Annotated in this window: 24 protein-coding genes; 12 read left to right on the forward strand and 12 right to left on the reverse strand. The window is 37.0% G+C overall.

All coding sequences use genetic code 11. The annotated features are described in order from the left end of the window. Nucleotides 1-111: 111 nt before the first annotated feature. The 3 genes from EKM66_RS08150 to EKM66_RS08160 form a co-directional block, all read right to left on the reverse strand. Complete coding sequence (locus EKM66_RS08150) at nucleotides 112-1,287, reverse strand: RNA-guided endonuclease TnpB family protein (RefSeq protein ID WP_125763468.1); 1,176 nt, start codon at nucleotides 1,285-1,287, stop codon at nucleotides 112-114. A 318-nt stretch (nucleotides 1,288-1,605) separates the two neighbouring features. After that, a complete protein-coding gene (locus EKM66_RS08155; protein WP_125763470.1) occupies nucleotides 1,606-4,140 on the reverse strand; it encodes a M1 family metallopeptidase in 2,535 nt (844 codons plus the stop codon). Nucleotides 4,141-4,253: 113 nt separating this feature from the next. Beyond that, a complete protein-coding gene (locus tag EKM66_RS08160; protein WP_125763472.1) occupies nucleotides 4,254-4,490 on the reverse strand; it encodes a cytochrome b5 domain-containing protein in 237 nt (78 codons plus the stop codon). Between the two features lie 145 nt (nucleotides 4,491-4,635). Here EKM66_RS08160 and EKM66_RS08165 point away from each other — a divergent pair, with 145 nt between their 5' ends. Then, entirely contained in the window at nucleotides 4,636-4,875 is a 240-nt protein-coding gene (locus EKM66_RS08165) for a helix-turn-helix transcriptional regulator (RefSeq protein ID WP_125763474.1), read from the forward strand. Beyond that, complete coding sequence (locus EKM66_RS08170) at nucleotides 4,862-5,209, forward strand: DUF2178 domain-containing protein (RefSeq protein WP_125763476.1); 348 nt, start codon at nucleotides 4,862-4,864, stop codon at nucleotides 5,207-5,209. The genes EKM66_RS08165 and EKM66_RS08170 overlap by 14 nt, the downstream gene beginning before the upstream one ends. Before the next feature lie 280 nt (nucleotides 5,210-5,489). Here the strand turns inward: EKM66_RS08170 and EKM66_RS08175 are convergent, their stop codons facing one another. Further along, on the reverse strand, nucleotides 5,490-6,416 hold the full coding sequence (locus EKM66_RS08175; protein ID WP_125763478.1) for a DMT family transporter: 927 nt from the start codon (nucleotides 6,414-6,416) through the stop codon (nucleotides 5,490-5,492). A gap of 166 nt (nucleotides 6,417-6,582) precedes the next feature. On the opposite strand from EKM66_RS08175, the gene EKM66_RS08180 reads away from it, so the two are divergent. Both EKM66_RS08180 and EKM66_RS08185 read left to right on the forward strand, forming a co-directional pair. Further along, a complete protein-coding gene (locus EKM66_RS08180) occupies nucleotides 6,583-7,425 on the forward strand; it encodes an aldo/keto reductase (RefSeq protein WP_125763480.1) in 843 nt (280 codons plus the stop codon). 80 nt (nucleotides 7,426-7,505) lie between these two features. Beyond that, nucleotides 7,506-7,790, forward strand: a complete 285-nt coding sequence (locus EKM66_RS08185; RefSeq protein WP_125763482.1) for an iron-sulfur cluster repair di-iron protein, ric — start codon at nucleotides 7,506-7,508, stop codon at nucleotides 7,788-7,790. A gap of 139 nt (nucleotides 7,791-7,929) precedes the next feature. Here EKM66_RS08185 and EKM66_RS08190 read toward each other — a convergent pair whose 3' ends face one another. From EKM66_RS08190 to EKM66_RS08205, 4 genes are all read right to left on the reverse strand, one after another. Next, the gene (locus EKM66_RS08190) at nucleotides 7,930-8,301 is read right to left on the reverse strand and encodes a nuclear transport factor 2 family protein (protein WP_125763484.1); all 372 of its coding nucleotides are present in this window, start codon (nucleotides 8,299-8,301) and stop codon (nucleotides 7,930-7,932) included. A gap of 85 nt (nucleotides 8,302-8,386) precedes the next feature. Then, nucleotides 8,387-9,268 (reverse strand): LysR family transcriptional regulator, encoded by an 882-nt coding sequence (locus tag EKM66_RS08195; protein WP_125763486.1) that lies wholly within the window; start codon nucleotides 9,266-9,268, stop codon nucleotides 8,387-8,389. 571 nt (nucleotides 9,269-9,839) lie between these two features. Beyond that, nucleotides 9,840-10,883: a zinc-dependent alcohol dehydrogenase family protein gene (locus EKM66_RS08200; protein ID WP_125763488.1), complete on the reverse strand. Its 1,044-nt coding sequence runs from the start codon at nucleotides 10,881-10,883 to the stop codon at nucleotides 9,840-9,842. 67 nt (nucleotides 10,884-10,950) lie between these two features. Then, nucleotides 10,951-11,787: an SDR family oxidoreductase gene (locus EKM66_RS08205; RefSeq protein ID WP_125763490.1), complete on the reverse strand. Its 837-nt coding sequence runs from the start codon at nucleotides 11,785-11,787 to the stop codon at nucleotides 10,951-10,953. A 168-nt stretch (nucleotides 11,788-11,955) separates the two neighbouring features. On the opposite strand from EKM66_RS08205, the gene EKM66_RS08210 reads away from it, so the two are divergent. Continuing rightward, nucleotides 11,956-12,414, forward strand: a complete 459-nt coding sequence (locus EKM66_RS08210; protein WP_125763492.1) for a nitroreductase family protein — start codon at nucleotides 11,956-11,958, stop codon at nucleotides 12,412-12,414. Between the two features lie 46 nt (nucleotides 12,415-12,460). On the opposite strand, the gene pepI is transcribed toward EKM66_RS08210, so the two are convergent. Both pepI and EKM66_RS08220 read right to left on the reverse strand, forming a co-directional pair. Then, nucleotides 12,461-13,345: a proline iminopeptidase gene (pepI, locus tag EKM66_RS08215; protein ID WP_125763494.1), complete on the reverse strand. Its 885-nt coding sequence runs from the start codon at nucleotides 13,343-13,345 to the stop codon at nucleotides 12,461-12,463. 122 nt (nucleotides 13,346-13,467) lie between these two features. Next, nucleotides 13,468-13,989, reverse strand: coding sequence for a P-loop NTPase family protein (locus tag EKM66_RS08220; protein ID WP_125763496.1), 522 nt, complete (start codon nucleotides 13,987-13,989; stop codon nucleotides 13,468-13,470). Between the two features lie 132 nt (nucleotides 13,990-14,121). Between EKM66_RS08220 and EKM66_RS08225 the strand changes: the two genes are divergently transcribed. The 3 genes from EKM66_RS08225 to EKM66_RS08230 are packed head-to-tail and all read left to right on the forward strand — an operon-like array spanning nucleotide 14,122 to nucleotide 15,568. Next, the gene (locus tag EKM66_RS08225; RefSeq protein ID WP_125763498.1) at nucleotides 14,122-14,727 is read left to right on the forward strand and encodes a type IV toxin-antitoxin system AbiEi family antitoxin domain-containing protein; all 606 of its coding nucleotides are present in this window, start codon (nucleotides 14,122-14,124) and stop codon (nucleotides 14,725-14,727) included. Then, entirely contained in the window at nucleotides 14,724-14,936 is a 213-nt protein-coding gene (locus EKM66_RS12575; protein WP_164505092.1) for a hypothetical protein, read from the forward strand. Before EKM66_RS08225 ends, EKM66_RS12575 begins: the two co-directional genes overlap by 4 nt. Nucleotides 14,937-14,947: 11 nt before the next feature. Then, nucleotides 14,948-15,568, forward strand: a complete 621-nt coding sequence (locus EKM66_RS08230; protein ID WP_263854132.1) for a nucleotidyl transferase AbiEii/AbiGii toxin family protein — start codon at nucleotides 14,948-14,950, stop codon at nucleotides 15,566-15,568. 188 nt (nucleotides 15,569-15,756) lie between these two features. Here EKM66_RS08230 and EKM66_RS08235 read toward each other — a convergent pair whose 3' ends face one another. Both EKM66_RS08235 and EKM66_RS08240 read right to left on the reverse strand, forming a co-directional pair. Then, nucleotides 15,757-16,506 (reverse strand): LiaF transmembrane domain-containing protein, encoded by a 750-nt coding sequence (locus tag EKM66_RS08235; RefSeq protein WP_125763502.1) that lies wholly within the window; start codon nucleotides 16,504-16,506, stop codon nucleotides 15,757-15,759. Between the two features lie 2 nt (nucleotides 16,507-16,508). Next, nucleotides 16,509-16,961 carry a LytTR family DNA-binding domain-containing protein gene (locus tag EKM66_RS08240; RefSeq protein WP_164505095.1) on the reverse strand — a complete coding sequence of 151 codons (453 nt, stop codon included), beginning with the start codon at nucleotides 16,959-16,961 and terminating at the stop codon, nucleotides 16,509-16,511. 215 nt (nucleotides 16,962-17,176) lie between these two features. Here EKM66_RS08240 and EKM66_RS08245 point away from each other — a divergent pair, with 215 nt between their 5' ends. From EKM66_RS08245 to EKM66_RS08260, 4 genes are all read left to right on the forward strand, one after another. Further along, nucleotides 17,177-17,908 (forward strand): hypothetical protein, encoded by a 732-nt coding sequence (locus EKM66_RS08245; protein ID WP_125763506.1) that lies wholly within the window; start codon nucleotides 17,177-17,179, stop codon nucleotides 17,906-17,908. A gap of 54 nt (nucleotides 17,909-17,962) precedes the next feature. Next, nucleotides 17,963-18,118 (forward strand): WYL domain-containing protein, encoded by a 156-nt coding sequence (locus EKM66_RS08250; protein WP_164505096.1) that lies wholly within the window; start codon nucleotides 17,963-17,965, stop codon nucleotides 18,116-18,118. Between the two features lie 11 nt (nucleotides 18,119-18,129). Further along, complete coding sequence (locus EKM66_RS08255) at nucleotides 18,130-19,362, forward strand: hypothetical protein (RefSeq protein ID WP_125763510.1); 1,233 nt, start codon at nucleotides 18,130-18,132, stop codon at nucleotides 19,360-19,362. Nucleotides 19,363-19,425: 63 nt separating this feature from the next. After that, nucleotides 19,426-20,622 (forward strand): hypothetical protein, encoded by a 1,197-nt coding sequence (locus EKM66_RS08260; protein ID WP_125763512.1) that lies wholly within the window; start codon nucleotides 19,426-19,428, stop codon nucleotides 20,620-20,622. The last annotated feature ends 74 nt before the right edge of the window (nucleotides 20,623-20,696 follow it).

Below are 20,696 nucleotides of genomic sequence, written 5' to 3' on the forward strand. Positions count from 1 at the left end.
CCACCAAAGTGGTGGCAGGTGTTCAAGTGAACTACCCGGCACTAAAGTACCGAGCTTCTAGGAACACATGACTTGCTGTCAAGCATTTCAGCCGTTCAGTATTGGTCATCGCTATATTACTATGGCTTGTTCCAAGCCTTTCATTAAAATATTTTTACTTGCATTAATATCACGATCATTATCAGAATTACATTCTGGACAAGTCCAACGTCTGACATCTAACTCATGCTTACCATCATCATATCCACATTCAGCACAAAACTGACTAGTCTTGAATGGATCAACTACTATTAATTTCTTGCCATACCATTCACACTTGTATTCCAACATTGTTCTAATCATTCTCCATGATTGGTTAGCAATAGAACGTGCAAGATTATGATTCTTTAGAAGATTTTTGATTTTCAAATCTTCAACTACTATAACATCATAGTCTTTGACTAATTGAGTAGTAATCTTATTTAAGTAATCCCTACGCTGATTCGCAACCCTTTCAGAATACTTAGCTACCATGATTTTTGCCTTTTGAACATTCTTATAATCTTCTAAGGGTTTTGGATCAACTAACCCTAATTTCTTAATTTTAGCTCTATTCTTGATAGCAAGCAATCTTCTTCTAGCAAGTTTACGTTCCCAATGTAGTTTCTTCTTAGCAAATATCTTGTCAAAATGAATGGTTGGGTATTTAACAGAATCAGAAGTGATTATCAAATCAGTAACTCCCATATCAAGTCCAACAGTAACCTGTGTCTTATCGAATATTTGGTTTTCACATTCAACTAGTAACACAGCGTAATACTTGCCAGCTAAATTTCTATAGATAGTAACTGATTTTATTGTTTCGGGTATATTTCTACCACACTTGAATCTCATTTCTCCAAGTTTAGGCAGTTTGATATAGTTCTTGCCTAGCTGTTTGATATTATGATTAACACATGTTGAACGGTAGCTTTGTCTTGGATATTTTCTACTTTTGAATCTAGGATAACCGGAGTGTTCCCTAAAAAACTTTTTGAATGCCTCAGATAAATCAATGATTGCACTTTGTAGGCTGGTACTCTCAGCTTGTTTTAAGAATGAATATTCTGGTTCCTTTTTTAATAATGGTAAAAAGAGATTCATATCATATTTACTAACAAACCTGCAATTCGGATTATTTTTGTTTCTGTCCTTTTGCATAGCTAGCATAAGGTTCCAAACTTTGCGAACCGCACCAAAATTCGATTCAATACGTTGTATCTGTAATTGTGTTGGATAGATTCTGAGCCTTACACCTTTCAATGGCATATTAATTTCACCACCTTTTAATATAGAATAATTATAACATTATAATGTATATATGACTGCAAAATAAGTTTAGACTTAAGGCAAGAAACAGATTAAATATGGCAATGTAAGCGATCGAGGAAGTTCTATGCATACATCCCCATCTTCTGATCGAAATCAGGAGATTTCTGCACATTTTTTAGCGTATTTTTCAAAATCCTGTAAACCAATACGTATAATCGCATAATAGAAACAAATAGAGCCCCAGAAATCTGATAATATCAAGATTTCTAGAGCTCTATTATTTTATTTAAAATTTATAAAAGCTGAAAGCGTAACCTATTTAGCAATCTCAGCAACAGCAGCATTAACCGCAGCTTTTTCAGATTCAATCAACTTAACACGTGTTTCAACAACCTTAATATCCATGCTGATTTCACGAGTCATACCAGGTGTGTTCAACTTAGGTTCAAAGAAGGCTTTGAACTCTGCCAAACGTTCTGGTGTGTGGAATATCATTGATGTAACAGTGATGTAAGTTGTGAATTCCATATCTCCACCGACTGTATCATCAAGCCATTGCCAGTCATTTCTGATCCAGTCCCAAGCGGCTTGTTGTCCCTCATTATTAGCTAGGACTCCACGATACCATGAACGTAGATCTTGTGGCTTGATTGTTCCAGCATCTTCAAACTTGCTGATCAACTTAGCAATCAACTTGTCGTCTGGTGTAGCTGTCAAAGCTACAGACAAGTCTTCTTTATAACTAGCATCTGATGACTTGCGATATTCGTTCAACAAGTTATCGAACAAGGCTTCGTTGCCGAAGTTCTTAACTTCATTACGAATAACAAATGGACGAATGTCAGCTGATAGACTACTCAAGTTCTTAGCACTACCTTCAAACAATTCATGTGCTGCCAAGATAGCCTTTGGATTCTTAGCATACAAAGCAGCGCTCAATACATATGGACGAGTCAATTGATCATCATTTGATTCGCCATCTTTTGGAGTCCAGCCTAATCTTGCGACTTCTTTAGCACTCAACTTATCGAATAAGGCTTGTAGTTTTTTCTCTTCATCAGAATCAGGAGTAACGAACTTCTTCAAGTTATTAGCGACACGATACAAAGTAGCATTAACAACATTAGAGTGACTGTCCGCAAACTTAGGCAACAATGGAACGATCGAAGCATAAGAGATTTGGTTACCTTCTGCCAACAAACGCAAGTCTTGCAAGATTTGTAGTTGTGAAATGGCATCTAATTCGTTGTGGTGATCCAAGATGTCCTTCAACAAAGCATCATCATATTTGACGATAAAGTGTGAGTTATTTCCAACATTAACACGGAAAGGTTCACCAGCTGCTTCACGTAACTCGGCATAATCCCCAAGTGTTACTGTCTTCTCACCCATGATTGTTGGTGCAGCATCATAATTGCTGTTTAGAGGTATCTTCCATTGACGATTTTTATCTTCACCATCACCGATGAAGAATTGTTTTTGTGACAATGTTAGTTTGCCATCGACAACACTAGCACTAACAACTGGATAACCAGGTTGTAGTAACCATGAGTTCATGATTCCAGCGATATCCATACCAGCGGCATCACCAACAGCTGACCAGAGATCGTCACCCTTGGCATTGTTGTATTGATGTGCAGCAAAGTAGTTCTTCAAGCCTTTACGTAAGGCATCATCACCAACTAAAGCACGCATCATAACGAGCATTCTAGCACCCTTGGCATAGACAATAGCACTATCAAATAAGGCATCGATTTCTGCTGGATCTTCAACATCAACGTGAACTGATTGAACACCATCTGTAGCATCACGTTGCAATGCGGCAGGAACATCTGATGTTTGGAACATTTCCCAGATATTCCAGTCAGGTTCAATAGCAGCTACTGAAACATATTCCATCATGTTAGCAAAACTTTCGTTCAACCATAAGTCATCCCACCACTTCATAGTTACAAGATCACCGAACCATTGGTGAGCTAATTCGTGAGTAATAACTGTGGCAACTAATTGCTTGGTATCAAGCGAAGTATTGTCCGGATCAAGAGTTAAGTAAGCTTCACGATAAGTTACCAATCCCCAGTTCTCCATTGCACCAGCTGAGAAGTCAGGAAGTGCCAATTGCCATGAATGTGGAAGTGGATAAGGTGTTTGATAGAAGTCTTCGTAGAATTCAATTGCACGCTTAGCAATATCCAAAGCAAAGTCTAATTCGTTAGCCTTGTGAGCTTTAGTGGCGAAGACACCAACTTTAACACCACTCTTTGTAGTTGTGATCTTGCTTTGAAGATCACCAAAGGCAAAGGCGATTAGGTATGTTGACATACGTACGGTTGTATCAAAGTAGTGAACGCCTTCTTCATTGCGAACTTCTGGCATGTTAGCCAAGATAGTTTCGCCAGGTTGTTCATCAAACTTGATGGCTAGGTCAAATTTGGCCTTAGCCTCAGGTTCATCAACACTTGGGAATGCTTGACGAGCAAATGTTGTTTCAAATTGTGTACCGATAATTTCTTTCTTAACACCATCAACTTCATAATATGAAGGGTAAATTCCCATCATTGAGTCAGTTAGAGGAGCTTTGTATTCCACTGCCAATGTTGTTTCGCCAGCTTCTGGCAAAGTAATATTGATAGCTTCCTTATCATTATCAACTTCAAAAGGAACATCATTTCCGTTAGCTTTAACAGATGCAATCTCCATATTTTTCTGTTGAATAAAGATATCTTTTTGTGTGGCATTACCGTCAATAACGGATTTACCAGCAATTTGTTTAGTTCCACGATTGATATCTATAAAAATATCATAATGTGTGGGTTGAAATGTATCATAAGAATGTGTGATTCTAGTCATAAGTCCCTCCATAATTTCAAAAAAATGATTTCATTTTCCATTATACGACTTTTATTAGAAATTTTATAATATTATGAAAATAAAAATCCGTTATCTTAATAACGGATTTTGTTTTACTTAACTAATTTACCTACTACTGGCAACTTAGGTAATACAGATTTCTTGTGCGGAGCATTAGGAATAACCTCAGATAGATCTTGACCAGCAACGTTACCGTGGTGTTTTCCACCGGCCCAAGGTTTGACATCGGTCATATCATAAACAACACCATCGATTGCTACATAGGCCTTGTTACCGTCTTGACCATTATATTGTTTCAATTCTTCTAATGTGAATTCTCTATCTGCCATAATTTTCTCCCTCAATCATAATAAATTTTGAATCTTAAGCACATTATTACATGTTTGCCTAATTTTAAACAGTAATTTAGGCTCGCATAAGTTTACTTTACTTTTATAAAAGTATAAGTTATTATTCTTTCATGAGGTGAAACAAATGAAAAAAGATTTTGGCGACAACATCTCGAACAAGGTTTATGAACATCGGGTTCTAAAAAGATTGTCACAGCAAGAGTTAGCGGACAAAGTGGGTGTTTCCAAACAAACAATTTTTGTCATGGAAAAGGGCAACTATGTCCCTACTCTGTTATTAGCATTCAGAATAGCTGATTATTTCCAAGTACCATTGAACGAAATCTTTCAATACGAGGAAGGAAACAACAATGATCGACATTAATTTCTTTACCGCACTGCATCTGTGGGCTTCAGAATCTATTGCCAATTGGAATCAATTAGTTGGAGTGAGCTTCGTCCTATTCTTTATTAGCTTCGCCATTATTATAAGAGGATATTATCTCTTCAATGGCTGGCAGATTTTTAGTAGCGGTGACGAACGCACCAGCAAGATTATCGCCAGTGCCGCTGCCTTTATGTTTATAGCTTATGTTATTTGTGACATTGTTTTACCACACGCATTCATGTGGCAAATTTTCTTTTTGCTCAAATACTCCATCGTCTTCTTTATTGGTGGAGTCTACCTGATGTGGCAATATCATAGAGATTTGAGTTAGAAGATAGTAAGCTAGTAGTAATATCTAGAGGTGATCAATGACTTAGACAGAACAGAGTTCACTTTGATGTTGATTCGCTATTATAATTCTGACGACAATGATGTACAGAATCGAGTATTTGATAGAATGTTTGCTTTAATTCCAAACGAAAGTAATCGAATCCAGGAGTTACAAAAACCAATCACCAAGGAAGATACATCTAGACTTTCTACAAGAAGAATAAAAACCGAAATAAGAAAAAGCCCTAAAAATTTAAACGATTTTTAGGACTTTATTTTTTCTACAAGAAATGAATACCAGCAACACCAACAAACATAATAATCAATCCAATCACTCTAGTAAAATTCACACGATTAACTGGTGAGCCTAATAGACCAAGATGGTCAATCAAAGCACTGAACAATAATTGTCCAAACAATGCAATGACAACTACTTGACCAGTCCCAATTTGTGGAACCAACCAAGCGCTCCCGAATACATAAGCTGCACCTAAGAATCCACCGATCCAAATCCACCAATATGACTTACCAGCATGAATTGCACTGCTCAAATCATGAATTGGAGTACGTAAAATGAAGAGCAAAATCCATAACAGAATGGCTCCAATCGAAAATGAAACCATAGCTGCGTGCACAGAAGATTTCAATATGACACCGAGATGACCATTAATAGCAACTTGACTAGCCATTAACAAACCAGCTCCGATACCAGCTAATTGTAATAACAAATTATTCTTACCAGTGCCTCTTCTATCTTTACTCCCGATCATCCCTGTAGCTAATAGCATCCCGACTGTTACAAGTAGTACTCCCAACACTTTGATAATCGTCAATCCTGACTTAGGCGAAGAGAACAAGCCAAACTGATCAATAATAATACCCATAATAATTTGACCAAACAGCGGCAATACAGCTGTTTGAATACTTCCCAAATGTGGGAATAACAAGATATTCGCAGTTAATCCGATAACCCCCAGTAATCCACCTAGCCAGATCCACCAAGGATTACCGATAATAATATTTGTCGAGACAAACGGACTTTCTCCACTCATTATTGTTAAAGCAATGAGGAATAACGCACCAATCGTAAATGAAACAGTTGATGCTAAATATGGTGATTTGACGAAATGTCGCAATTTGGAATTAATAGCCGTCTGCATCGCAATTCCGCATCCCATTAAAACAGGAACTAACGCAAGTATAATCATAAGAGCACCCCTATTTCTCAAAGTCTCACAAATATTGTCTTACAAGATGAAGTTAACTTTTTCTTCCACATCATCCTCCACTAAAAAAACTTGCCTTAAAGTGAACTTCAAGGTGTAGTTTATAGTCATCAATAAATATATTATCTATCAAAAGGAAGTAAAACACATGAATAAAACATTCTCATTTGATAAAGATCTTAATATCAACCGTCTAGGTTACGGAGCAATGCAATTACCTGGAAAAGGTGTCTGGGGACCTTCAAGTGACCCTGACAATGCTGTCAAAGTCATCACTACTGCAATCGACAATGGTGTTAACTTCATTGACACCGCTGATGCCTATGGTCCTTTCTATTCTAACTTGTATGTTAAAGAAGCCTTAAAACAACGCCAAGATGCCAATGTTATGGTTGCCACAAAGGTTGGTAACACTAGGCAAGGTCCTGATCTATGGACTCCAGTTGGTACACCTGCTTATCTTCGCCAACAAGTTGAACTCAATATGATGACACTAGGACTGGATCACATCGACCTATTACAATTGCATCGTGTTGATCCTAACTACACCCTTGAAGAACAAGTCGGTGAACTTGCCAAGATGCAACAAGAAGGCAAGATCAAGCACATTGGTTTGAGCCAAGTCTCTGTTGATGAAATAAAAGCCGCTGAAAAGATTGCCCCAATCGTATCCGTTCAAAATCGTTATAACTTGATCGACCGTACTGATGAAGATGTCCTAGATTACGCCGAAGCAAATCATCTAGCCTTCATCCCTTGGTTCCCACTCGCAACTGGTGAACTAGCACAAGGCAAAGAACTGCAAGACATCGCTGCTAAGTATGACGCACAACCAGCACAAATTGCTCTAGCATGGTTGCTAAAACGTTCAGATGTAATCCTACCTATTCCCGGTACAAGTTCAACTGACCACGTCGTTCAAAATATCAAAGCTCAAAACATCGAATTAAGCCAAGCAGACTTTGATATTCTTGATAAACTCGGAAAATAGAGCCAACTTGATCTGCATCAAGTCTTTAATAACAGCCACTCATTATAATTAAGTCATCAAATGAAAAGAGGCTTTTTAAAATGAATGCTGTTAAAGACTATTTAGATGAGCGCCACGACAAACTAGACTTTTATACTAAGGCAATAACCAATGCTCACGGACAAAATCATCCCGAAGTATTCGATGTCAGACAACAATATGTTAAGTTATGCCTGGATGCTCGAGATAATAAGAATCTCGATAATAACTTCGCTGAATTACGCCAAACAACAAATAACTACGCTATTCCCGGAGATGTCTGCCCAGTATTTGAAGCAACTTATCACATGCTAGAAAGCGCCGATGCAATTAACGCTAACTCGTAAATAACAAAGAAGCTATGAAATCATAATTAAATTCAGTAAACTTGCGACTTAAACCAAATAGGGACTGTAATCCAAAATCGGATTACGGTCCCTATTTGCCTTAATGCTCGAAAGCTGAGCATGTCTTATCACGCTCTTTTTAGTAAGTGCAAGCAACTTGATCAGAAATAATCCAGTTACCATTTTGTTTAACAAAATACATCTTCATTTGTAGTGGCCAAGTATTAACGCCACCACCCCAGACACTAGCCCTAACTTGATTTAGACCAACCAAACTAGCTGAATCACCATCAATCTGAATATCTTTGATACTTTCTTCAGTTGATGAGAAATACTTCATTTCTTCATTTTGAATCTGGTCGATCCATTCCAACTTTGGTTGAACATAACCCGTCATATGGGTTAGCTTCATTGTTGGTTTCAAAATTTCATTTAATTTGTTGATATCTTTAGATACCATAGCTTCATTTTCATTGCGATATAATTCAATAATTTCTTCTTTGTCAGTCATGATTTATCTCCTTGATTAACTAAGATAATACTATCAAGACTGATGTAGAGCTATTTCAAATCACGTTGTTATTGATAAGTCTTACTTATGCAAAACTATTCTTCAACAATTCCGCAAAACTTTCAATGTAATATCCAGAATTATCAGCCTTCCAATAAGCATAATATTTCTGAATCATCTGTTGCTTACCATTCATTAGATCAACCGTCTTAACAATATCTGAGTTCAATTGCTTCTGCGTTCTATCATTAACAATCAAATATCCTTGATTAGAAGCTACCAAGATTTGTGCTTCATCATAACTTTTGACTACAACAAAATCACTACGAACACCCAATATCTCACGATAATATTCTTCATCCGTTACCTGCTGGTCATTATCAGCTATCAATACACAAGGAATATCGGCTAATTCTGAAATGTCCATTTGCGTCCTGTCATTTGAGAAAGTGGCCCGACTTATCTCCAACATGAACTTACTGTCAGTTAGAAACTCATTCACATATTTATTCGACAAAGCACGTCTTTGATCAGAAAAATTCAAGTCTACCTGACCATTCCGTAAATAATCATAAAGTTCTTCATGATTGCCACTCTTTATTTTAATCTTGACCTGCGGGAATTCTTCGGAAAACTTAGATACAGTCTGTAAGAATTCAGTCGTTCCAAAATTACGAAGATAGCCAACCTTCAATTCAATCTGTTCTTCTTTGACAATTTTGACAGTATTATCTACCAACTGATTCACATCTTCTAAGATATCCTGACTATGCGTATAAAAATATTGTCCAGCTTGGGTAACTTCAAAGCTACGTCCTTTACGCTCCAATAACTTCACACCCAGACGACTTTCCAATTCTTTCATTTGTTGAGAAATGGCTGATTGAGAGATATTACATTCGACTGCTGCCTGTGTGAAACTGTGATTCTTTACTATTGAGATGAAGTATTGCATTTGTTGAAACATAATTGCGACCTCTTTTGAGATTTTGGTATTTCTTTAATTGTACTCGAGTGTGTTGGATAAATCATTTCCGTCTACGGTTCGAAAATAATTAAACCTGCAGTGAGACCGTCTTCAGCCAAGGTCTGAAGACTCGCTTTTGAACTCTGCAAAGACCGCAGATTTCAAAAGTCGTCCTGTGCTGTAAGTATGGCTTCGCCATCCAACAGCACTATCACTGCTGGTCCAATTACTTTCGACCTCCGACTAGCGTGTATTTTCTATTTTTAACAGTTATCAAAATTCAAATCCATATAATTTTATACAGACTATTACCAAATAGAACTCACCAAAACATACAATCATTAACTTAATATCCTTTAGCAGGAGGTAACGAAATATTTTATCAGCCGTGAAAGTGGCGAAGCCACAGGACGAGCTTAGAGATTTGCGAACCTTGCAAAGCTCTAAGTCGAGGTGAGAGACCACGGCTCGAACCGGTCCCACGGCAGATAAAACATTTCGTAACCGGATGCGGCAAAAAAGCACAAAAAAAATACCTAGACAAACCCCGTCTAAGTACCTTATTTAAAATCTAACCTTCACTAACAATAACCAATGACTTGATAGTCTCACGCTTATCCATAGCTTCATAAGCACTTTGAATATCATCAAGATCAAAACGTTTTGTAAACACTTTACCTGGATTGATCTTACCACTTAAGACAGCATCCAAAAGGATTTCCTTATCATAAGTAGTTACTGAAGCAATTCCGCCACGTAGACCAATGTTCTTCCAGAACAAGTTATTAGTATTCATTTCAGCTTTTTGAGGAACACCAACACGTCCGACAACAGCACCAGGACGTCCAACTTTAACAGCCGTATCAACAGATTGTTCAGTTCCAACACATTCAAGAACAGCATCTGCACCGTTGCCATCTGTTAGATCCATGACACGTTGAACAGCTTCATCCCCACGTTCAGCGACAATATCAGTTGCACCAAATTCTTTAGCTAATTTTTGTCTATCTTCATGACGACTCATAGCAATAATACGTTTTGCACCACGGAGCTTAGCAGCAATAACACCACATAGACCAACGGCGCCATCACCCATGACAACAACAGTATCACCATCTTTAACTTCTGCACTAGCAGCTGCATGATAGCCAGTTGCCATAACATCGGCCAATGTTAATAGTGAATTGATTGTTTCATCTGAATAATCCTTAGGTGAACCAGGAATCTTGACCAAAGCCCAGTTGGCATTAGTAAATCTCAAGTATTCACCTTGATAACCACCGTTGCCACCAGATTCTTGATTCATACAATCTCCATCAAATCCTGCCAAACATGCAGCACAGTGACCACATCCATGTGTAAATGGAGCAATAACAAAGTCACCTTTTTTAACATCAGTAACATCTGAGCCAACTTCATCAACAATACCAATTGCTTCATGACCAACTAGACTATTGGCATCACGCTTTGAAATTCCACGGAACCACCACAAGTCAGATCCACAGACACAAGCACGTAAAACATGAATAATCGCATCAGTTGGCTTTTCAATTTTTGGTTTATCTACATTCTTAACTTCTACTTTTCCTGGTTCAATAAATGCTGTTGCTTTCATATTAATTTCTCCCTCAAATTTTTGAAAACGAGTTACAGAAGCAATTGCTTCCATCTTTTAAAACGCTCTAATTCCTAACCTCTGAAACATCCCCATACCAATATTGTGCAGTAATTCCGCCATCAGCTAAGAAATCACTTCCGGTAATAAAGGCACTGCGACGATCCATTAATAACTCTGCTAAACTAGCAATCTCATCAGGTGTTCCTGGACGCTTGGTTACCATTGAATCAAACATCTTCTTGTAGCCAGCACCACGTGGTCCATTGAGTTCATCCAATGCAAGTGGTGTCATGATAATACCAGGGCTAATGGCATTGATTCTTGCTCCACGAGCTTGCCACTTAACCGATTCAGCTGCTACACGCAAGACATTTGTTCTCTTTGCATATTGGTATGCTGCCAAAGAATCGGTAATAACATCAGGTTGTAAAATTGGCAAATCTAACAATTCCTCTGTTGGTGTCATTGCCAAAGCCTTGTTATCTTCAACTGACAAGGCTGGTAAACGATGACCTGATTGAGAAGAAATGACGATTCCTGCACCACCTGGTGCCATGACCTTACCAAATTCTTCCAATAATACTGAAGTACCGTACAAGTCTACCTTCAAAACATGTTCAGCACTAGCTTGGGATGGTGAAACACCAGCGGCATTGACCAACCCCATAATATCACCAAGTGACTGCGCTTTAGAAACTACTTCTTTGATTGAATCTCTTGAAGAAAGATCTGCTTTGATAGTTTCAACCGAGAAACCAGCCTCACTTAATTCTTTTTTCATCTTTAATAATTTGTCTTCACTGTAATCTGCCAACAATAACTTACGACCAGCAGAAACTCTTCTAACGATTGCTTCGCCGATAGCACCGGCTCCAAACAATACAACTACTTCATTATTCATAATATATCCTCCGTCACTTACGTGTTACTTAACTTTCGATGTCTATACTACAAGTTAGAGGTCAATCTACCAATTCCGATTAATTAGTTGATTGATAAGTTAAACTTATCAATAATTTATCGACCAAACGACTTATGATAGAGATGAAAATAAAGGAGTGTTGTTGTTATGGAAACTTTGAAAATGATTAATGCACGCAAGGCCGTTCGCAAGTATTCTGGACAAATAACTGACGAGCAATTATATCAAATCCTCTTGGCAGGAAATGCTGGACCAGTTGGCCTGGGACAATACGAGGATTACCAGATAACCGTAATCCAAGATGCAAAGGTCTTGTCTAATTTAAACGGAATCTATGATGCACCAACAGTAATAGTTGTTTCATCCAACAAAAACAGCAGTATGGAACATATCTCAGCTGGCGCAATCGTCCACAATATGGAACTGGCAGCTGAAGATCAAGGACTCGGTGCCAACTATAATATGGCTAGTTTGAGTTCCATCCCCCAAAGTATTCTACCTGCTGGATTTAGCCCCTTATTCGCTTTAACATTGGGACAAACTGACGAACAATTCACTGCTAGAAATGTACCTATTGATAGAATCAAAACTAATATTGTTAAATAATCTCAAAAACACAGGACAAATATTAATATTTGTCCTGTGTTTTTATCTAATCATTTTGTTCCAACCACTTAGTTAGTCTTGCCATATAAGCATCCGTCTCATCAATAAATGACATATGGCGACTGTGGGCAAACAATGTCCACTCTACATTAGGCAACTGGTCAACCATTGTCTTAGCAATTAGCGGTGTACACAAATCATCAGTTCCACTAGTTACTAGCGTTGGTGTCTTAATATTCTTCAACTTATCTGTATAATCATAATCACTCAAAGTACCAGTAGGACAGTACTCATTTGGACCCCAAGCTGTCACATAGGAGACTTCCCCACTAACCTTTGGACGACGCAAAAACTCTGGTGATTCGTCAGTTACAGGACCCGCAGCATGTTGAATCATGAAATGTTCATTTGCCTGTAAATATTCTGGAGCAGTGTAGTCATTCGTTGCTTCAGCGTGGGCAATTGCCGCTTGATCCTCTGGTGACATAAACTTGATCATACGATGTTGTTCTTGTTCCCAAAGCTTAGCTGACGATAATGTGCTAGCAAGAGTCAAACTCTTCACACCTTGTGGGTCATGGTCGCACATATAGATAATCTCGAGCATACCGCCCCATGATTGTCCTAGAATATGAACTTGCTTTAATCCCAAAAATCCACGCAGAGTTTTCAACTCATCAACCCAAGTATCCGCCTGCCAAAGACTAGTATCATCCGGTATATCAGACTTGCCACAACCAAGTTGATCGTACATAACTATTGGTCTACCAGTCTTCTCAGTTAATTGATCGAACACTTCAAAGTAATTATGAGTTGAACCGGGTCCGCCATGTAGCAACAATAATGGTGTCATGCTGGAATTCAAGTTTCCCACAACTCGATAGTAAGTTTTGTACTTGCCAAACGGCATATAACCATCTTGAATTTTCATCCTAATACCTCCAGAAAATATATTTAAAGCGCTACCAACATTATGAATGTTAACTAATTTTTAAGCAATTCAGTTTTGAATTAGAACAAAAAACAATTACAAATTGGAATTTTGTAATTGTTTCATAAGTTAGCAATAGTTTTTAATAATCGTTTCTTAACTCTATTGTTATTGATTATTATCACCTGTGAATCAGGCTTTTTGTACTGTTCAATCAGCCCGTGAATCCTGCCTTCGTCATAAGACAGAACCACTTTCAAAAAATCAAAGTAGTCACGATCCAAATGTTCACTAAATTGATCTGCCATCCCTACTCTGGTGCCCTTATCTATTCGCCACATCAAGGAACGCTTTACCACTCTAACTAGCGACCTGTATCGATTTAACTTTAACCATATAATGACATCAGCCTGTGGAATCCTCAGATCCATCGTTCCAGAATAGTTACCATCAATGATCCAATTATCTTGCTTCATAAATAGTAGTTGTTGCTGCTTAAACCACAACTTTGCATCATCTGAGTAATCAGTCGTGTGCCAGACACTATCCAGATGCATCAGTGGATAGTCAGTGATTCTCGCAATTTTTTCTGATAAAATCGATTTGCCCGTACCAGAGTTACCTACAACAATAATATGCATCATTATTTCCCCCGAATAGTATTTTGACGTAACTATAGCACAGTTTAACTATTGTAATCTTAAAAAAATAAAAACAATTACAAAATTTGATTTTGTAATTGTTTTTAGGTATAAATATGTAAGGAGGTGTCCAAAATGATAGATTCAAAAAACAAATTCATGGAATACCTTTTTCAAGATGACAATATCATAACTTCAACCGAAGTTAATAATCAACAACTAGAAATACTTAAGAATCTAGGCAGTTTGAATTCTATTCAAAATATCGACAATCGTCTATTTACTCCTAATAACTATGTGATTAATGACTACCTTGCAAGACAGCTAGTATTGCAAAATGGTATTTATTGTAACCAAACCGCACTTTATCTATGGAAATTAACTGATTCATTTGACTTCGAGGTCAACATGGCATTTCGTCAGGGATACTTATTACCAAAAATAAGGTTTGAACGATGGACAGATAATCTAAAAGTTAAACAAATAAGAAGTCCTCTGCTCAATCAAGATATCGAAAAAATATCTGTCGAGGGTACCAAAAAAACAATAAAACTATACAGCCGTGAACGTACTCTGATCGATATACTTAACAAAAAATCCCTTGTTGATGCGGAAGAAATACAACAAGCATTCAAAGCATATATGAATTCTAAATACAAAGACCTAAATAAACTTTTTACAGTTGCACAACGTATGAATAAAGAAGAAAAAATACGCAATACACTGGGAGTTATACTTTGAAAAATGATATTGATAGAATTAATAGCCTACGAGATAAACTTAAGAGTAAACATATAGAAACAGGAATAAGCACGAATGTATTACTAAAAAAATACTTCATTGATGGTTTCATTTACCTAATTTCCAAGTCTGAATACAATAATATTTTTATTTGGAAAGGTGGTTTCATTCTCTCAGCTATAACTGGTATTCAAAAAGGACAACTGTAGATATTGATACATTGCTTGATGGCATGACTCTATCTAAAGATGAACTTACCAAAATTGTAAAGCAAATAACGTCTAACTCATTTGAAGGTGTTGCCTATAAATTACAAAAAATAACTCCCATTCAAGAAGGAAAAGATTACCAAGGTCTGCGTATAACTATTAGCGCTAATCTAGGGAATATCAGAGATATCTTCCACATTGGTATAACAACTGGTGAAAGAGTAATTCCTAAAGAAATATATTTCTACTATCAGCCACTCCTTGGTACAGAAAAAATTAATATGTTAATTTATCCACCCGAACGAATACTAGCTGAAAAGCTTCAAACTATTCTGGAAAGAGGACTAACTAATTCTAGAATGAAAGATTTTTATGATTGCTACATTCTAAATGAAATTGAAATAATAAATAAGCCTAAATTGACCATAGCATTCAGAAATGTAATTAAAGAACGTAATTCAAATGATGATTGGCAAAATTGGAAAGCAATCATTGATGCGATATTTGCAAGTGGTTTTATGAAATCCAATTGGATTCTATACCAAAATAAAAATGAATTTGCTAAAGATACTTCATGGGACATAATTCAAGCGTCCATAATTAATGAATTAAGGTTCTTATCAACTCAATAATAGGTAAAATCAACTCTCATACTCTGAACAATATGGGATTCATCTGTTTTTCCCAAAATCATAATTAGATTAAAAATCAATATATTAATAAACCGGAAGTCAAAAAAGATAAGTCCCCCAATCCAAAATCGGATTAGGGGACTTATTTATCTTAATGCTCGAAAGTTGACCATGTTTAGTCCCACTCTCTAAATATAACAAATCTTCAATCCAGCCAATGAAGAATACCCATGAAGCGTAACCACTGGACTATCAGCATCAACTTCAGGAATTCCTTCCTCAGTAATACCACTCATATTGCTATCATCAATCTGCTTAACAATATTCCAATTCTTAGGAACGTACAATTCAACACCACCAAGTGATACATCAACATTGATAGTCGCAGTATCTTCAACAACCACATTCTCAAAATAAACTTTGGCATTACCCATTGAAACATCAATATTAGCCTCTTTGAAATTCTGAGATGTCACATATCTGATACTGCTGCCCATTTTAACTGAAACATTAATATCTGGTTGATCATCTGTTTTGACGTCAACATTATGGTCAAATCTAGCGTGACCTCCGTAATTATGCCAGTTATTCCCATGATGACCATATCTCATCCAAGGATGGTGCTTGACCAAAAATGGACGAAGAATCATCGACAATCCTATTGAAACAAGTAGTGCAGCACCAAGTAATGTCCATGGGACGATAGCTGTGATGTGTAACGGTTCGGCATATAGAATTCCTAGAAACGCCAACGAGAACACTGTTCCTGGAACCATGAAGTAGACCAAACTCTTGATTAGAATTGCGACCAAGAAAATTGTTGCGACAACTGTCCAAAAACTAAACGTGTACGTAATCAAATGCATCTGACTAACAATCAAAATCCCCGCACTCAGAAGCAGGAACAAGCCCCAGAATATTCCATTTCTATTTTTCATCTTCAAAACTTCCTTTGATCTAATCTATTTTTTAACTCTTTCAAATATCGTCTCGACACGTACAGTGTCTTGTATGTATCTCTGAACTGAACCAAATTGCCAGTTACCGACCTACTTAATGAAATTATTTCATCCAGATTCAAAATCGATGATTTGGATATCCGTAAGAAATTATCTGGCAAATTTTCTTCTAATTCATAGAGACGGTAGTGAGTTAAGAAAGCATTGCTGGTCGTATGCACGTAGACATTGCGGTCGTTAGTTTCAAAAAATAAAACATCTTTGAGGTCTATTGAATAAACCGTCTCACCAATATATCCATTGATATGACTGATTTCATTCTCAATATTTTTGAGTTTATCTAACAGATCCTGCAGTTCCTCATCATCCCTAGGAGCTCTAACGATGATTTCTTTTCCTGAATACTCAGACGAAATATCTACTTTTATTTTCACATCGAACAACCCTTTCGTTAGGAGTATTACACCACACAGGGACTTCTCTGTATATAGATTTTGACTGAGCGGTTAATTTTTTTGTTTAAGTGGCATCTATCGTTTCATTCGACATAATATGTCTCATGACGATGCTATACTAACCGTACCAAAACAAATCACCAAGCGTAACAAGTCAAAAATAGGGTGTTTTATCTACAAATGGAGGGTAAAAAATGAACTCAAATCGAAATATTACTGAAATGTTGGTCAAAATGCTTGAGGGCGACAAAATCACCATGGAGGAAGCAAAATCTGCCTATAATTTATCTGAAAAAAGTATCCAACGATACTTGGCTGATATCAGAGACGTCTTAAATGAACACAACATTGACGCTCATTTTGTCCATGACTTCAAAAATCATAATTATTACATTACTAAGGATACCGATATTCCTTTCAATGAGATCATTGCGATCTCCAAGATCCTAATTGGAACACGTGCCTTCGGGAAGCACGAATTGAACCAGTTGACCAATCATTTATATGGCCACTTGTCGATTGACGAAAAAAGTAGAGCCACAAAAATGAATATCAGTACTATCTCAAAATACATACCAATCAAATCAAAATATGATCTTCTACCTAGAATCTCACAACTATCAAACTATATAGATTCCCGTACCACTGTGAGTTTTGAATACACTAACAGCTATCAAAAAAATGTCCGCGGTGTTGCTCTCCCCATCAGCATGTACTTCGACACATTTTATTTCTACGTCCTTATGTACGATGAAACACTGCACAATACACACCCATATCGAATAGACAGATTCACCAAAATCAAAAAGAATACTGCCACAAAGATCAAAATACCACGTGAATTAAAAAAAGATGAAGGTAGTGAACTTAACAATACTTATCTTTTAAATGATGGTAAACATATTAACTTTGAATTGTACTATTAAGGCAACGCACAAAACATTCTAGATCAATTCCCACAATCAAAAGTCAAAAAGACCTTGGATAATGGATCTCTTATCGAAGGAAACGCCTATGCTCAAGGATTATTGCTCTGGATCATGGGACAGGGCTCAAGAGTTAGAGTGAAATCACCTGCATCCCTAGTCAAAGATGTTAAAGATGAACTACAAAAGACTTTGAAATACTACGAATAGGAGCGAATAAAATGGCAGAAATAAATATCGATGTTGATTCCTATCTAAAGGAAAAAGACATGGCCGCCAGCATGTTGATCTACGATTACAGCACGCCTGAACGTATATCTGACGAAACTCCTGTGACATTATTGTCCAAAGAAAATCGTCGACTGACTCAGCAAGACGGTCGCTATCTATTGTTTAACGGATATGGCGAACTCTATATTGATCACGCCAACCTAACTGATTTCAAAGAAGAATTCACACATATTCTGACTGAAAACCATCCCACAAAACTAACCCAAGATGCTCCTAATTTGCCCATCATCATTGAATTGATCAATGAAGTCAAAAAAATGGGACTAACCGTGGTTGGTTCACGCCAAATTGGCTACAAATCCTGGGATATCGTGGATTGGAATGCCCTACTCTACAATCTCCAAACTATTGGTACTGACATTGATCGGACCTTTACAGCCAAACAACAAGATGATAAAGATGTGATGGTTAATTCTCAAAACAAAGTTGTTTTTGAAAAATATCACAACTCTAAAGAACACTTTATCTGGGACACCGTGTTCTATGACATTGTTGACAGCGATGGAAATATTATCATCAGCCAGATTCACATTGAAAAATTAGCCATCGTACTGCTTGGACTGATACTCAAGCTTCGTGTTGGAAATATCAAAAGAATGTTGCTATTCCCACGTATTTCTAACGACATCATCACCAATCCCAATGTTAAATTACAATTTGAACGTCACTATCGTTCTGATTATCGAAGTATCAGTTCTATTACCGATATCAAGATACTAGACAACATACCAATCGTGCATGACAAACAACACTCCCTCAATAAATTCAATTTCTCGATCTCAGGAAACGATATAACAACTACAAATCCTATCGCTGAAAATGATGCGGAAAACGCTTTGATGACAATACTGCATGATGTTCCTGATCATAGTGCAAGAAACGCCAAGAAATTATCTGACTGGATCATTAAGACCGCTGATAAAGCTCATGTTTTCATCCAAAGACGTGAAAGGCGACAATTCAACATCTGTGACATCAACCATTTCGTAATTAAAAATGGGCAAATCGACGACTTGATTGCAGATGAGCGTCCAACTGAACATCAATTCCCTATTGAAACCGTATTTGAGATTTTTGACAGTGCATTGGAAAAATCTATTCGCTATGATCTGTCACTTGACGAACTTGTTACTTATCTATTGTCGATGTTGATTAAGGAATAACTTGCCGCATCAGGTTAATTTAAAAATAATAGAAATACGTGTATAAAAAGGAGGGCAAACTGCATGACACAAAATACCGACATCAATGAATTGATTGCTAATAAATTCAACATCAAAGCAAATATTTACTATTATGGAACATTCATAAGAATCATCCCCCAAGGACTAGTTACCTGTTTTTCAAACGACAACATACCTTTGAAAAGAAAAATCAATCGTTATGAAATATCTACGGCGGAGGATGACTTGCCGCTATCCAATGAATTGAGCCAAAATGAACTTGAAGAATACATTAACGACCTGAGTAATTTGGGCAGTAATTCGATTCCATCATGCTCAAACAAAACTATTGAGCTTATCAAGCAAGTTAACAAAATGGGACTGCATGTATTTGGTTTGATTCAATCTCCTGTTAAGTCCGCTGAAGTTTTGGACGACGATTTACTGATCAATGCATTGAAAAAAGCCCGTCAAACTGACTATTCTCAATTCGTTTCCATTGCCGACAACGGCGATAACTTCATAGTTGATCTAGACTACAAACATGTTTTCAAAGTAATCCCACACAATCATGATGAATCCTTATTTACACTATATATTTGCAATGAAAATGATTTGATCCTATTCGACACGATCAAGCCTCGTATGTTGAACGCAATCCTCTATTCACTAACTATGGGAATCGATCCAACTGATATTAAAAAAATGCTCTTATATCCTGCAATAACTCAAGATAAACTGGCCTCTTCAAAGCTGATTTATACACAATATACTCATACTATTCCTAAAGAAATAACTTCCATGGACAACTTAGAAGAAGTAGCACTATCAACCCCAAGTGATGACAATAATGTCATCGATGCATATTGCTTCTACGACTCTGTCAGCGGACAAAACCTGACACCCGCTTTATCAGCAATAGACATCGTTCCCACATTGGAATATCTCTATCATGAACAGTATGATATGGCATTTGCTATAGCAAAAAGTAATCTAACTGGCGACTTGATTAAAATCGCCGACGCACATAACTTAGAAATATCTCGTTCATACAGACGTCAAATCAGTCTTGGTAAAGTTACTAAAATTACTGCAAAAGCTGATGAACCAATCGATATAACCGGCCAAATCGATGATGACTATAAGAATAAAAAACCAATTGAATCAATCTTCAATGTCGACGTAAAAAATACTGACGAACACATCAAACATGATTTAACTATTTATGAACTATTCAGTTATCTATTGTCATTAGATTAATCGAGTAGGAGGTAACTTTAGTTACCGACCTCTCACACCACCGTACGTACGGTTCCGTATACGGCGGTTCATTA

The sequence above is a fragment of the Companilactobacillus hulinensis genome (genome assembly GCF_003946555.1).
GTDB lineage: Bacteria > Bacillota > Bacilli > Lactobacillales > Lactobacillaceae > Companilactobacillus > Companilactobacillus hulinensis.